Origin of the sequence: Xanthomonas cissicola (assembly GCF_008801575.1) — a bacterium.
In the GTDB taxonomy this organism is placed as follows: Bacteria; Pseudomonadota; Gammaproteobacteria; order Xanthomonadales; family Xanthomonadaceae; genus Xanthomonas; species Xanthomonas cissicola.
This window is the reverse complement of record NZ_VZPL01000001.1, coordinates 44,866-59,039: the sequence shown is the minus strand read 5'-3', so window position 1 is coordinate 59,039 and position 14,174 is coordinate 44,866. Positions and strand designations below refer to the sequence as shown.

Sequence of the window (14,174 nt, the reverse complement as noted above, 5' to 3'; positions counted from 1 at the left end):
CTGGCCCCCCGCTCCAGCACCCGCACCGCCATCGACGTTCGCGAGGTCGGCAAGTCCGTCAGTGGCCCGGAGGGAACGCTCCACATCCTCGACAACGTGAGCTTGACGGTCAGTGAAGGCGATAGCATCGCCATCGTCGGTGCGTCCGGTTCGGGCAAGACCACCCTGCTCGGCTTGCTGGCCGGGCTGGATCTGCCCAGCCGCGGCAGCATCGTGCTGGCGGGCCAGGACCTGGGCCAGCTCGACGAAGAGGCGCGCGCCGCGCTGCGCGCCCGCGACGTCGGCTTCGTGTTCCAGAGCTTTCACCTGCTGCCGGCGCTGACTGCCGAAGAAAACATCGCACTGCCGCTGGAACTGGCCGGGCGCGAGGATCCGGCGCGGGTGCGCGAAGTGCTGGAGGCCGTGGGCCTGAGCGCACGTGCGCGGCATTATCCGCGCCAGCTGTCCGGCGGCGAGCAGCAGCGCGTGGCGTTGGCGCGCGCATTCGTGGCGCGCCCGCGCATCCTGTTCGCCGATGAGCCCACCGGCAGTCTCGACCAGGCCACAGGCGCGCAGATCAGCGACCTGTTGTTCGCGCTCAATGCCACCAGCGACACCACGCTGGTCCTGGTCACGCATGACATGACGCTGGCGCAGCGTTGTCGCCACATCTACCGCATCGACAGCGGCCGCCTGCACGCACAGACCGGTCCGGCCGCATGAACGTCGTGCGACAAGCCGCGCGCGCAGTACGCCGCGAATTCCTGGCCGGGGACCTGCTGACCGTATTCGCCGCGCTGGTGCTGGGCGTGGCGGTGATGACCGCGGTGGGCACCCTGGTCGACCGGGTGACGCTCGCGCTGACCTCCAGCGCGGCCGAAGTGCTCGGCGGCGATCTGGGCGTGACCGGGCGGCAGGAAATCCCGGCCGACTTCGCCGAAGAAGCCAGACGACGCGGCCTGCAGAGTACGCGCATGGTCAGCTTCCCCAGCGTGTTGTTCCATGGCGATGCCAGCCAGATGGCCAATATCCGCGGCGTCGGCGCCGGCTACCCGCTGCGTGGGCAGTTGCTGGTGTCCAAGAACGGCACCGGGACGGAAGGCAGCGTCGCCAGCGCACCGCCGCCGGGCCAGGCCTATGCCGATCCGCGCCTGCTCGAAGCGCTGGGCCTGCACATAGGCGAGCAACTGGAATTCGGCGCCGGCCATCTGACCATCACCGGCGTGTTGCGCGCCGAACCCGATGCCTCCGGTGAGCTGATGCAACTCTCGCCGCCGCTGCTGGTCAATCGCGCCGATATTGAAGGCGCCGGCCTGCTCGGCCCCGGCAGCCGCGCCTCCTATCGGTTGATGTTCGCCGGCGCACCGGATGCCATCGCCGATTTGCGCGCTTGGTTGAAACCACGCGCCAGCGAGTATCGCCTGGTCGGCATCGAAGACACCCAGCGCGGCATGCGTGCAGCGTTTGATCGCGCCGGCCGCTTCCTGGCCTTGTCGGCGTTGCTGGCGGTGCTGTTGTCCGGTGTGGCCACGGCCCTGGCAGCGAACCGGTTTGCGATGCGACGCATCGACACCGTGGCGGTCCTGCGCTGCCTGGGTGCCCGCCAGCGCGACATCCTGGCGATGCTGTCGCTGCAATTGTTGCTGACGGCGATACCGGCCTGCCTGGTCGGTATCGGGCTTGGCATGCTCGCGCAGGAAGGCCTGGTGCAGGCGCTGGGCAGTCTGATCCCGAACCGGTTGCCGCTGCCACAGGCCACCCCTGCCCTGGCCGGTGCAGGCATCGGCCTGGTGCTGTTGCTGGGCTTCGGCCTGCCGCCGCTGCTGCGGCTGCGCAACGTGCCGCCGATGCGCGTGCTCAACCGCAGCTTTGCTGCAGTGCCGCCCAACTCGCTGCTGGTGTATGGCGCAGCCCTGGCCGCCACGCTGGCGCTCACCGTCTATGCCACCGGCAATCTGGTGTTGGCCGGTTGGGTGCTGGGCGGCCTGGCCGCGCTGGCACTGGTGGCGATGTTGCTGGGGCTGGGCCTGCTCGCGTTGCTGCGACCGATCCAGCACCGCCTGCGCGGTGCCTGGAAACTTGGCCTGGCCTCGCTGACCCGGCGCCGCGGCTTGAGCGTGGTGCAGCTGGTCGGGCTGTCGCTGTCGTTGTGCGCGCTGTTGCTGCTAGCGGTGGTCGGCCCGGGCCTGCTCGGTCAATGGCGCGACCGCCTGCCGGCGGACACGCCCAACTACTTCCTGATGAACATCCAGCCCGAACAAACCCAGCCGGTGCTGCAGACGCTGCGCGGTCTGGGGGTGAACGATGCGGCCGTGGAGCCGTTTTCCACCGGGCGCCTGGTCGCCATCAACGACAAACCGCCGGTGCGCGGCGAGCGTGACCCGGCCGACGATGGCGACGGCGACAACCGGCCAGTGAATTTTTCCTGGCGCCATGCGTTCCCGCCCGCAAATACGCTGCTGCAGGGCAAGTTCTGGGCGGCCGACAGCACCGCGGCGGAAGCCTCGGTGGAAGAAGGCTGGGCGCAACGCTACCAGCTCAAACTGGGCGATCGCATCACCTTGCTGCTGGGCGAACAGCAACGCACGTTCACCGTGACCAGCATCCGCAAGGCCGATTGGGATTCGTTCCGGGTCAACTTCTTCCTGCTGCTCAATCAAGGGTCGGTCGGCGATGCGCCGTACAACCTGATTTCCGCCTTCCACCTGCCGCCGGGCAATGCGTCCAAGCTGGCGGCGCTGAGCCGCGCCTATCCGAACATTTCGTTGCTGGATATCGACGCAATCCTTGGGCGCGTGCGCGAGGTCATCGACCAGGTGGCACAGGCGGTGCAATTGGTGATGGGCTTCAGCCTGCTGGCCGGCGTGCTGGTGTTGCTGGCCGCGTTGCAGGCCACCGCGGGCGAACGCCGTTACGACAGCGCGGTATTGCGCACCCTGGGCGCACGCCGTGGCCAGCTACGCGGTGCGGTGCTGGTGGAATTCGGCGCGCTTGGCTTGCTGGCGGCGACGCTGGCAGTGTCCGCTGCGGCCGTGATCGGCGCGGTCGTGGGGAAGCAGGCGTTCGAGATTGCGTTGACGCCGGATTGGCCGCGACTGCTGCTCGGCGGCGCATTCGGGCTGGCGTTGAGTCTGTTGGCGGGTTGGTCGGGCACCCGGCGCATCTTGTCCACGCCGCCGGCGTTGGCATTGCGGAGCGAGTGAGCGCGGGTAACACGCGTCGCATGCGGGCAACGGCGTGCGACACGCGGCCTGGTGGCTGTGCTGCATACCAGGCGACGGACGCCGTGGCGCGTCGCATGAGACGCCTCGCCGTCGGTGAGTGCTGCATATGTCTGCAGCGCATAAGCACCTTGCAAATCGTACGTTCGCAGCGGTGGCACGACGGCCTAGAGTGGTGTGTCCGGCCGCCGGCCCAGGCGGCCTTTCGTTGCCGTCGAGGTGCCACGCCATGGCCAGCATCACTTCCGCAGCGCGTGTGCACACGCCGCGCGATGCGTCTTCCCCCGTGCAGACCTCCGGTGTCCGGATCGTGCCCTTCGACGCTCCGCTGGGTGCCGAGGTGATCGGCCTGGACCTTGCGCAACCGCTGGATGCCGCCACCTTCGCGCGTATCCATCGCGCGCATCTGGACCATCACGTGCTGGTGTTTCGCGATCAACGCATCACACCGGCGCAGCAGGTGGAATTCAGCCGTCGCTTCGGGCCGCTGCAGATCCATGTGCTGCGCAACTTTCAACTGCGCGAGCAACCGGAAGTGCTGGTGGTATCCAACATCAAGGAGAACGGCGAGCCGATCGGCCTGGGCGACGCCGGGCATTACTGGCACTCGGATCTGTCGTACAAGCAAACCCCGAGCCTGGGGTCGCTGCTGCATGCGCAGGAGCTGCCCAGCGAAGGCGGCGACACGCTGTTTGCCAACCAGCACCTGGCATGGCAGACGCTGCCCGAATCGCTCAAGCGCACGGTGCAGGATCTGCGTGCCGAACACAGTTATCTGGCCAAGTACGAAGAGCTGCGCGCCCGCAATCCGTGGCGCCCGGCACTGACGCCGGAGCAGATTGCCGAAGTGACACCGGTGCAGCACCCGGTGGTGCGCACGCATCCGGAAACCGGCCGCAAGGCGCTGTTCGTCAGCGAGCATTTCACTACTCGCATCGTCGGCCTGCCCGAGGACGAAAGCCGCGCGCTGTTGCAGACGCTGTTCGAACACTCCACGCAGGCTGCGCTGGTGTATCGGCATCGCTGGCAGCCGCACGACATGGTGTTTTGGGACAACCGCTCGGTGATGCATCTGGCTGCGGGCACGCCGGATCATCTGCGCCGTCGGCTCAACCGCACCACCATCGAAGGCGATGCGCCGTTCTGAGCATCACCTGTTCCCTTCCCCTTCTCGACTGGAGCGCCGCATGCGTTTGACCGTCTTTTCCCACGCTCCTTTGCCGCACCGGCGTTTTTCGCGGCGCATCGCGCTGCTGGTGTTGGCCGCGTTGCCGCTGTTGCATAGCGCGCATGCGCAAGCCGAAGGCAAGCTGCGGATCGCCAAGCAATTCGGCATCGTTTACTTGCTGCTGGACGTGGCGCAGGACCAGAAGTTGATCGAACAGCGGGGCAAGGCCGCCGGCGTGGACATCGACGTGCAGTTCCTGCAGCTCTCCGGCGGGGCGGCGGTCAACGACGCGTTGTTGACCGGTTCGATCGATATCGCCGGTGCCGGCGTCGGTCCGCTGTTCACCATCTGGGACCGCACGCGCGGCCGCCAGAATGTCCGCGGCGTCGCCTCGCTGGGCAATTTCCCGTACTACCTGATCAGCAACAATCCGCGCATCAAATCCATCGGCGATTTCACGCCAAAGGACCGCATTGCGGTACCGGCGACAGGTGTCTCGGTGCAGTCGCGGTTTCTGCAGCATGCCTAGCAACAACGCTGGGGCGACAAGGGAACCCATCAGCTCGATGCGCTGCAGGTCGCGTTGCCGCATCCGGATGCCGCCGCGGCGATCATCCGTGGGCGCAGCGAAATCACCGCGCATTTTGCCAGCCCGCCGTTTCAGGAGCAGGAACTGGCGCGTAACCCGGCCGCGCATATCGTCACCAGTTCGTACGAGATCGAAGGCGGCCCGTCGTCGGCAACGGTGTTGTACGCCACGGAAAAATTCCGCCAGGACAACCCCAAGACCTATCGCGCATTTGTCGCCGCCCTGGACCAGGCAGCAAAGTTCGTCACTGCCCATCCGGAGCAGGCGGCCGATATCTTCCTGCGCCGTAATGGCTCGGGCATCGATCGCGCGTTGGTGCTGCAGATCCTCAAGGACCCCAAGGTGCAGTTCACCGTGGCACCGCAGAACACGCTGGGGCTGGGCAAGTTCATGCAGCACAGCGGGGCGATCAAGCAGGCGCCGGGCAAGGTGGGCGATTACTTTTTCGACGACCCGCTGATTGCGGGCGGGAGCTGAGCGATGTCGACGCCCCTGCTGCAGGTCGATCATGTCAGCCTGGAATATGCCTCCGCCCAGCGCGTGGTGCGCGCGACCCATCGCGTGCGCTTCGATGTGCACGAAGCCGACCGCTTCGTGCTGCTCGGGCCATCGGGCTGCGGTAAATCCACATTGCTCAAGGCGGTTGCCGGCTTCGTTGCGCCGCGCGAAGGGCAGATCCGTCTGGAGGGGCATGCGGTCACCGGCCCCGGGCCGGACCGGGTGGTGGTATTCCAGGAATTCGACCAGTTGGCGCCTTGGAAAAGCGTGCGCGAGAACGTGGTGTTCGGGCTGCGCGCGGCGCGCAAGCTCGGCCGCGCCGAAGCGCGCGAGCGGGCAGACGAAAGTCTGGCCCAGGTCGGGCTGAGCGGATTTGCAGATGCCTACCCGCACACCTTGTCCGGCGGCATGAAGCAGCGCGTGGCCATCGCACGCGCACTGGCGATGCGCCCGCGTGTCCTGCTGATGGACGAACCGTTCGCGGCACTGGATGCGCTGACGCGTTCGCGCATGCAGGAGCAGGTGCTGGAATTGTGGGAACAATTGCGCTTCACGCTGCTGTTCGTCACCCATTCCATCGAAGAAGCGTTGGTGGTCGGCAACCGGGTCTTGCTGTTGTCGCCGCACCCGGGCCAGGTGCGCGCCGAACTCAACGCGCATGCCTTCGGCCCGCACAGTGCCGGCAGCGTGGCGTTCCAGCAGACCGCGCAACGCATTCACCGGTTGCTGTTCGATCTGCCCGATGAAACGCTGGATGACGACAAGGTGGCACCGCTGCGTCGCCCGTCCCTGCGCCAACGCGAGGCGCTGACATGAGCCGCAGCACTGCAAGCGCATTGCCGCCGATTCCACCGGTGCGGCCCGAGTACGAAGTGGCGCTGACGCCGCTGGACCCTGCCCTGGTTGCCGCGACCACGCCCACGCGTTGGCAGGCACCGCCGTGGCTGCGCAAGGCATTGGTACTGGCGGTCTTGGTCGCGGCATGGGAAATCGCCGCGCGGCTGGTCGGCGACGATCTGATGCTGCCCGGCGCAGGGCAGACCGCGCGCGCGTTCTACGACGGGCTGCTGTCCGGCGAACTGCTGCGCCGGGTCGGTGCCTCATTGCGGGTGCTGGCGCAAGGTTATGCGCTGGGCGTGCTGCTGGCGTTCGTGCTGACCGCACTGGCCGCGTCCACACGCTGGGGCCGGATGTGCTCGGCACGCTGACCGCCATGTTCAACCCGCTGCCGGCCATTGCGCTGTTGCCGCTGGCCTTGCTGTGGTTCGGACTGGGCACCGGCAGCCTGGTGTTCGTGCTGGTGCACTCGGTGCTGTGGCCGCTGGCGCTGACCACCTACGCCGGCTTCCAGGCAGTGCCGGACACGCTGCGCATGGCCGGGCGCAACTATGGCCTGCGCGGCCCGCGCTACGTGGCGCAACTGCTGATTCCGGCGGCGCTGCCGGCGATCCTGTCCGGGCTGAAGATTGGCTGGGCGTTCGCCTGGCGCACCCTGATCGCCGCCGAACTGGTCTTCGGCGCCACCTCCGGCCAGGGCGGCCTGGGCTGGTACATCTTCCAGAACCGCAACGAGCTTTATACCGACAAGGTGTTCGCGGGGCTGGCGATGGTGATCGTGCTGGGGCTGCTGGTGGAGGGCGTGGTGTTCCAGGCGGTCGAGCGGCTGACGGTGCGCCGCTGGGGCATGCAGCGCTAGAGCGGCCTCGGCGGTGCGGTCGCGTGCGCTTAACGAGGTTGGCTTATGCTTCGGCCCCCATTCTCTGCCGCTCGCCGCCATGCCCACCGCCCCCTTCACCGCCTACCTGTACCCGGTCCTGCTGCTGATCGCCAGCAACGTGTTCATGACCTTCGCTTGGTACGGACACCTGAAGTACAAGACCACGCCGCTGATGATCGCCATCCTGGTCAGCTGGGGCATCGCGTTCTTCGAATACTGCCTGCAGGTGCCTGGCAACCGTCTGGGCAGCGCGGTGTATTCGGCGCCGCAGCTCAAGGGCATGCAGGAAGTGATCACGCTGCTGGTCTTTGCCGGTTTCTCCACCTTCTACCTGGGGCAGTCGCTGAAGTGGAACCATTGGGCTGCGTTCGGCCTGATCCTGGTGGCGGCGTTTTTGATGTTCAAGGAATAAAGGCAAAGCGCCGTCTCGCTCGTAGGAGCGCAGCCGGGCGCGACCTCGCAAAGCCTCCCGCGGCGCGATGGGCCTTATCGGGAATGCCATGTCGCGCCCGGGTGCGCTCCTACGGCATCCGGGTGCCTAGTTCGTCGGTTCGACCCACTGCGCGAACACCGCATCGATTTGCGCGTCCTTGACCCGCTTGCCCTTCTGCACTGACTCGGCCTGCTCGAACATCGGCACGATCATCGCCATGCCATCCGGCTTGGTTTTCAGATGCAGGCCCGGTGGTGCATGCAGGAATGAGGCCCAGCGCGTGCGCACCCGGGCCCAATAGGCTTGGGTGCCCTTCCAGTACGCATAGGCCGGGGCGAAATCCACCTCGGTGGTCTTGCGGTAATCGTTGAAGCCGAACTCGCGCGCAATCGCTTCCTGGGTGCCGTCGGGCTTGCGCAACACCTTGGTATTGAATTGTTCGTGGGTCCAGCCGTTCGGCGTCAGCGTATGCCGGTTGATCACCGATAGCGCGTTGTAGTCGCTGCGCTTGGTGTACTCGCGCCGCGGCAACGGGCGCCAGCTTGGATCGCTGGTCCAGGTGGGGTGGCCATCGGCGTAGTCCCAGCGGCCGGTCCCGCAATAACGTGGCGCGTCGCTGACTTCATATACGCATTGGGTCCAGGCACCGGCGCTGACGGCCGGCGGCAGCGCGTGCACCGTCCAGGTCTGCTCGGCGGTGAATTCAAACCGTTGCGGTGCCTCGAAGGTCCAGTCCTGCCGCCAGTGCTTGGTCACATGCCCGGTCTTCTCGTCGACCAGCAGATGCTGCAGCACCAGCTTGCGCGGCGAATCCTCCACCACGATCACCACTTCGCTGGCACCGCTGCGCATCGCCGAGGCGCGCTCGTAGCCGGGCTTGAGCAACACCGTCTCGTCGAAGGCAAAGTCCACCGCGTATTCGCCCTGCATCGCCAGGATGCTTTGCCGATCGCGCTGGGCGTCGGCGGCGGTAATCAACGGCAACAGGCTCAGCGTCAGTGCGATACAACGGGGAAACGTTCGGCTCATCGGAACTCTCGGGAGTGGTTGGAGACGTCAGCGGCGCAGGCGCACCAGCGACGTCGTCATGTCGGATGGGTTGTTGTTGCTGGATGTGGTGGAGGCCGTGCGCAAGGCGGCAGCGCGCGCGCAGCAGCAATCGTCCACCGCCACGCGGCCGTCGATGCCCTCTTCACGCGCCAGGCGTGCGGCAACTTCCGCGCCCAGCGCCGACACGGTCGCCAGGCTGGCGACAAACGGCTGCTCGCGGGTGGCGGCGGCCTGCAGGCGCAGCGCGCTCAATCGCCACGCCTCCCCACGCATGCGCCCGGCCAGACGACGCCACAGCCGCTCGCCGACGCCCAGCTCATGGGTTTCCATCGGCAACGGTGGCAGCCGCGCGACCAGGCGATCCCAGATCAGGAAATCGCTGTCAGGCAGCAGGCAGATCCGCCAGCAGCACTGCCCCTCGGCATCGAAGAACCAGATGCTCTCACGCACGCCATCGCTGTCGACCTGCCGGCACGCCGCCGCATCCACCGCGTGCTGCCAGCCATCCAGCTCGTTGCCCAATGCGGGCCGGTACAGGCACAGCACCGTGCCCAACGCCGCCAATTGCTGCGGACGCGGCAGTGCGGCGCGGGTGGCACGTGCATGCGACAACGACGGCAGCGGGCGGGCGATGGGCATGGCCGCTACCAGCTCACCGCCAGGCTGACCGAGGCAGTGCGCCCGGCGCCGGTGAAGCGATCGAGCACCGTGCTGCTGGCCAGCGTGCCATTGGGCAGCGCATTCCAGTCCACGTAGCGGCGGTCGGCCAGATTGAAGATGCCGGCAGTGACCTTGGCGCCAGGCGCGAATTCCCAGTGGCCCATCAGATCCAGCGTGGCGTAGCCGGCCGGGGTGTAATAGCTGTCCAGCTGCGGGCGACGCTTGCGCGCGACGAAGGTGCCGATCAGCTCCGCGCCCCAGGCATCGCTGTCGAAGGCCACGCCGAGCGTTCCGCGCAGCGGGTCGACCGAGTTGAGCGGGGTGTCGTCGGTGAGATTGTCGCCTTCCGCATACGCCAGGGCGCTGTTGAGCGACCAACCCTGCCAACCGGCCAGGGCGCCCAGATCGATTCCGCCGCGCGCTTCGGCCCCCTTGATCACCACATCGTCCACGTTGTGCGACTGGAACAGCATCAGCCCTTCGGCATTGAAGCCGGCCGGCGCATACGATTCGATGAAGTTGCGGTAGTCGGTGTAGTATACGCTGACGCCCAGATAGCCGACTGCATCGTTGAAACGCAGGCCCAGTTCGCCACCGCGGCTGGTCTCCGATTTCAGATCCGGATTGGCGATGGCGGTATAGCGCGCCTGCAGATTGGTGAAGCCGATATTGACGTCGTTGTACGGCGGCGCGCGAAAGCCATGCGCATAGTTGGCGTACGCCGACCATGCATCGGAGAACCGCCACACCACGCCGAACTTGGGCGAGACCTGGGTTTGATCGATGGTCTCGGCAGCCACGCCCGGATTGTCTTCGCGGAAGATGTCGTCCACCTGCGGCGACAGCCGGAAGTAATCCACGCGCACCCCGGGCGTCAGCGACAGCTGGCCATCGAACAGGCGGATCTCGTCCTGCGCATACAGCCCGAGCTTGGTGGTCTCGCTCTTGGGAAAATCGCGCACCGGGAACACGTCCTGACCGACGCGATTGGTGATCGCGCCATTGGTCAGATTGACCGAGTAACCATCGCGCTTGGCGCGGGTGTCGGTCCAGGTGCCGTCCAGGCCATAGGTGATGTCGTGGCTGAGCGTGCCGGTGTCGATGGCCCTGTGCGCGTTGACCAGCACGCCGTACACGCGCTGATCGAAGGTGTGTTCGTTATGACGGCGGGTGTTGTTGCCGCGCAGCTCGTCGGTACGCTGTAGGCTCTCGCTGTCCTGGCGATACAGCTGCCACTGCAGATCGTCGGCAAACGCCCAATCGAGCGCATCCAGTTCGTGGCGTAGCGAAACGCGCGCGCGGGTCTGATGGTCGCGTCCGTCCTGCGACAGGATGCGCAGCGATGGCGTGGTCACACGCGGGTCGATGCCGGTCAACGCCTCGATGCTGCCGTAGTCTTCGTTGCCTTCCACGGTGAGCTTGAAGCGCTGCTGCGCGCTTGGCGCGTACACCAGTTTGGCGAGCACACTGCGGCCATCGATGCGCTGCGGATTGGCCACGGTGCGGGCGAAATCGCGGCTGCGGTGATCACCTTGGTTTTGCGTTTCCTGGCCCTGCCGATGACTCACCGCCACCATGCCGCTCCAGCGTTCGCCACCGAACGCGCCGGTGGCACCGGCGAACAGACCGTTCCAGTCGCCTTCGTAGCCGAACTTCAGGCCGACGTAGCTGTGCTTGTCGGCGCTCAGATAATCCGAAGGATCCTTGGTGACGAAGGCGACCACGCCGCCCAATGCATCCGAGCCATACAACGAGCTGGCCGGCCCGCGTACCACTTCCACGCGCTTGAGCGTTTCCAGATCGACGAAGTTACGGTTGGCATTGAGATAGCTGCCGAAACTGAAGGTGTCCGACACCGGCACGTTATCCACCAGGATCGCCACGCGGTCGCCATCCAGCCCGCGGATGCGGATGCCGTTGGCACCGGTGAAGCGGCCGCTGGTGCTGGTGACCGACACGCCCGGCGTGTAGCGGAACAGATCCTTGAGCTCGCGCACCAGTTGGTTGTCGAGCTGTTCGCGATCGATCACATCCACCGTGCCGGGCACATCCACCAGTGCGCGTTGGGTGCGTGTGGCGGTGACCTGTAGTCGGTCGAAGTCGTGCACCTCACGCGCACCCTCCGCTCCGGCATCGCGTTCGGCAGCATGGGCACACAAGGAAATAGCAGGCAGCGACAGCGACAGCGCGACCACCAGCGGATGCAGGCGGATCATCAGGAACCCTTGAGCGTCCCCCGGCAGCGCGCATTGCGGCATAAGCCGCGCGCGGCAGGGAAGATAGAGTTGAGTGACGGGCGGCGGCGGCAGCGCCCGCTGCGATCTTTCCGCACACGCGTTGAGCGAGTGCGGCGAATGGATGCGGTGGCGATCGAGCGTTGCGCGGAGAAAGATCGCGTCATCGGCACTGACGGCGCACGGCGATCGTTGCGGCAGCGGCTGCGCACAGTGGCTGTGCGCAGCCGCTGCTCGTGGCTGGAATTACTTGGTCAGGATCAGCTTGTCGTTGCTGGTGTGGCGCAGGCGATAGACGCGGTCGCCGTGCTGGATCAGCACTTCACGCCGGCCCTTGAGCAGCGCCTCGCTGCTGATGAGGTCTTCGGCGGGCACGGCGCGCGGCGTGGCGCGGTCGCGCAGATTGACCGGTTCGGAGCGAAGCAGCACGGGGTGAGCGGTCATGATCTGGTTCTCCAGTCGGTTGGCCAGACAAATAATAACCATTCTCATTTAATGATCAAGAGCCATTCTCATTTGAATGACCTGATGTTTAAATCGAACTCTGAATTTCGATTCATCACGCCAATCGAATCGATACAGTTTCGCTGTTCTCGCTGCGGTGACCGCACAAGACGTCCACCGCAGCACCCGTCCGACTCAATGACTCAGCGCGTGCTCGACTCCACCCGCGCCCAGCCGGCGTCATCGACCTGATCCAGGGTGTTCAAGGCACCAAGGTTTTCTTCCAACTGTGTGACCCGGCTCGCGCCCAGGATCACGCTGGATACATGTGGATTGCGCAGGCACCAGGCGATGGCCAACTGCGCGGGCGACTGGCCAAGCTCGGCCGCTACCGCGCAGAACGCGCGGGCGCGCTCCAGCCGGCGCGCTTCCGGCGCGCCCAGCACTTCGTCCTGCAACCATTGGTTGCCCGGCTGGCCCAGACGGCTGTCGGCCTCCACGCCCGCGTTGTACTTACCGGTCAGCAGGCCCGAGGCCAGCGGCGACCAGATCGTGGTGCCCAGCCCGTCCTCGCACAGCGACGCGTACTCGCGCTCCAGCCGCTCGCGGTGCAGCAGGTTGTATTGCGGCTGTTCCATCGCCGGCGCATGCAGATGTTCGCGTTCGGCAATGGCGATGGCTTCGCGCAACTGCGCGGCGCTCCATTCGGACGTGCCCCAGTACAGCACCTTGCCCTGGCGGATCAGCGCATCCATGGCGCGTACGGTTTCCTGGATCGGGGTGTCCGGATCGGGCCGATGGCAGTAATAGAGATCCAGGTACTCCACGCGCAGGCGCTTGAGCGCGGCGTGGCAGGCATCGGTGACATGCTTGCGCGAGAGTCCGCGCTGGGTCGGCCGCGGGCTGTCCACCGCACCGAAGAACACCTTGCTCGACACGCAAAAACCATCGCGCGGCAAACGCAGATCGGCGATCACATCGCCCATCACTTGCTCGGCGCGGCCGCGCGCGTAGACCTCGGCGTTATCGAAAAAGTTGATGCCGTTGTCCCAGGCGGCGGCGATCAGATTGCGGGCTTCGCTGCGCCCGATCTGCTTGCCGAAGGTGACCCAGGCCCCGAACGACAAGGCCGATAGCTGCAGCCCGGTGGAACCCAGACGACGGTAAAGCATGGCGAACTCCCGCAACCTCCAAGACACCTGCCCCGGACCGGCGTGCGCAGTGTAGGCCGTGGCGTCGGGCGCCGCACAGCGCGTGGCATGTGCGGCGCCTTGCATTGACCTCTCCTCGGCGCGACTGTCTGTTCGCAGCACCGCCTGCACTGCGCATGCATCGTGATCGGCGCTTTCGTCGGTATCGGTCTGCGGTTGGTTGTGATCTGCGTGGAATGCTTCGGCTTGCATGGGCGTTTGCATGCATACCGGCGCGGGACACGCCACACGTGCATCCACGAAGTTTCTGACGCGCCTCCATGCCCCCTCAGATCCCACGCTGATGCGCGTGTCATCACCACCGTTCGTTGTCGGCGGCCAGGGGAAAGCGGCATCCAGGTGGATCATCGTCGTTCTGGATCTGCTTCCCGGTGGCCGTCGCTGGTGAGCATGCGCGATGCGTCACCACCAATCCACAAGCAACAGACGCGCCGCCTTGCTGCAGCGACCGCTTGCCGATCAGCAAGCAAAATCGCTGGCGTGCGGAGCCGCATCCGGGATGAAGCCATTGGTGGCATGAAGGCCTCCAGCGAGCTTGCTTGGACGGATTCACGCCGTGCCCGGACGCCGGATGCGGCACCGTGCCTCGATAGACCAGCGGATGGCGCCGGCGGACGCATGCGTCAATCACCAGCACTCGAAGACACAAACGACAACCGTCAAAGCCATCTACGCCGGAAACCCACATCCCAATGAAGCTGATGCAGCAACGACAGCCGTAGCAGTCGCAGCCGCAGATCGGCGCCACGCGCTCCAGCCACGCCTGGCTGCCCGGCACGTCCCCTCAACGCTGACGCATGACGGTGAACACGTCATCCGGGGACGGCACGACCGCCACCCGCCGCGCCGCCACGATGCGAAACGCCGTCCACCTCGCCCATGCGAACTCCCGACTTTGCGCAAGCGCGGTCCCACAGCGCGCCGGCGCGGGCCTGCCCGTGCCCGCCACCTCTCGTCTGTGGGCCAACCG

Annotated in this window: 10 protein-coding genes and 2 pseudogenes; 7 read left to right on the top strand and 5 right to left on the bottom strand. The window is 66.2% G+C overall.

Translation table 11 applies throughout. The features are described from left to right. The first annotated feature begins 96 nt into the window (after positions 1-96). From F7R02_RS00250 to F7R02_RS00220, 7 genes and pseudogenes are all read left to right on the top strand, one after another. Positions 97-702, top strand: a complete 606-nt coding sequence (locus tag F7R02_RS00250; RefSeq protein WP_011050565.1) for an ABC transporter ATP-binding protein — start codon at positions 97-99, stop codon at positions 700-702. Then, positions 699-3,182 carry an ABC transporter permease gene (locus tag F7R02_RS00245; protein WP_078589626.1) on the top strand — a complete coding sequence of 828 codons (2,484 nt, stop codon included), beginning with the start codon at positions 699-701 and terminating at the stop codon, positions 3,180-3,182. Before F7R02_RS00250 ends, F7R02_RS00245 begins: the two co-directional genes overlap by 4 nt. A 247-nt stretch (positions 3,183-3,429) precedes the next feature. Continuing rightward, positions 3,430-4,347 carry a TauD/TfdA dioxygenase family protein gene (locus tag F7R02_RS00240; RefSeq protein WP_003485161.1) on the top strand — a complete coding sequence of 306 codons (918 nt, stop codon included), beginning with the start codon at positions 3,430-3,432 and terminating at the stop codon, positions 4,345-4,347. Positions 4,348-4,387: 40 nt separating this feature from the next. Then, positions 4,388-5,434: pseudogene (locus F7R02_RS00235) on the top strand (ABC transporter substrate-binding protein). Between the two features lie 3 nt (positions 5,435-5,437). Next, positions 5,438-6,271: an ABC transporter ATP-binding protein gene (locus F7R02_RS00230; protein WP_003485166.1), complete on the top strand. Its 834-nt coding sequence runs from the start codon at positions 5,438-5,440 to the stop codon at positions 6,269-6,271. Next, positions 6,268-7,151: pseudogene (locus F7R02_RS00225) on the top strand (ABC transporter permease). Before F7R02_RS00230 ends, F7R02_RS00225 begins: the two are co-directional and overlap by 4 nt. Positions 7,152-7,230: 79 nt before the next feature. Beyond that, positions 7,231-7,584 (top strand): DMT family protein, encoded by a 354-nt coding sequence (locus F7R02_RS00220; RefSeq protein ID WP_005910790.1) that lies wholly within the window; start codon positions 7,231-7,233, stop codon positions 7,582-7,584. 126 nt (positions 7,585-7,710) lie between these two features. On the opposite strand, the gene F7R02_RS00215 is transcribed toward F7R02_RS00220, so the two are convergent. From F7R02_RS00215 to F7R02_RS00195, 5 genes are all read right to left on the bottom strand, one after another. Further along, entirely contained in the window at positions 7,711-8,634 is a 924-nt protein-coding gene (locus F7R02_RS00215; protein WP_078590069.1) for a DUF6607 family protein, read from the bottom strand. Between the two features lie 27 nt (positions 8,635-8,661). After that, positions 8,662-9,294 (bottom strand): ChuX/HutX family heme-like substrate-binding protein, encoded by a 633-nt coding sequence (locus tag F7R02_RS00210; RefSeq protein WP_005930913.1) that lies wholly within the window; start codon positions 9,292-9,294, stop codon positions 8,662-8,664. 5 nt (positions 9,295-9,299) lie between these two features. Then, a complete protein-coding gene (locus tag F7R02_RS00205) occupies positions 9,300-11,531 on the bottom strand; it encodes a TonB-dependent hemoglobin/transferrin/lactoferrin family receptor (protein ID WP_078590070.1) in 2,232 nt (743 codons plus the stop codon). Between the two features lie 264 nt (positions 11,532-11,795). Next, the gene (hemP, locus tag F7R02_RS00200) at positions 11,796-12,035 is read right to left on the bottom strand and encodes a hemin uptake protein HemP (protein WP_003485179.1); all 240 of its coding nucleotides are present in this window, start codon (positions 12,033-12,035) and stop codon (positions 11,796-11,798) included. A gap of 161 nt (positions 12,036-12,196) precedes the next feature. After that, positions 12,197-13,165, bottom strand: coding sequence for a potassium channel beta subunit family protein (locus tag F7R02_RS00195; RefSeq protein WP_005910801.1), 969 nt, complete (start codon positions 13,163-13,165; stop codon positions 12,197-12,199). Positions 13,166-14,174 lie beyond the last annotated feature (1,009 nt).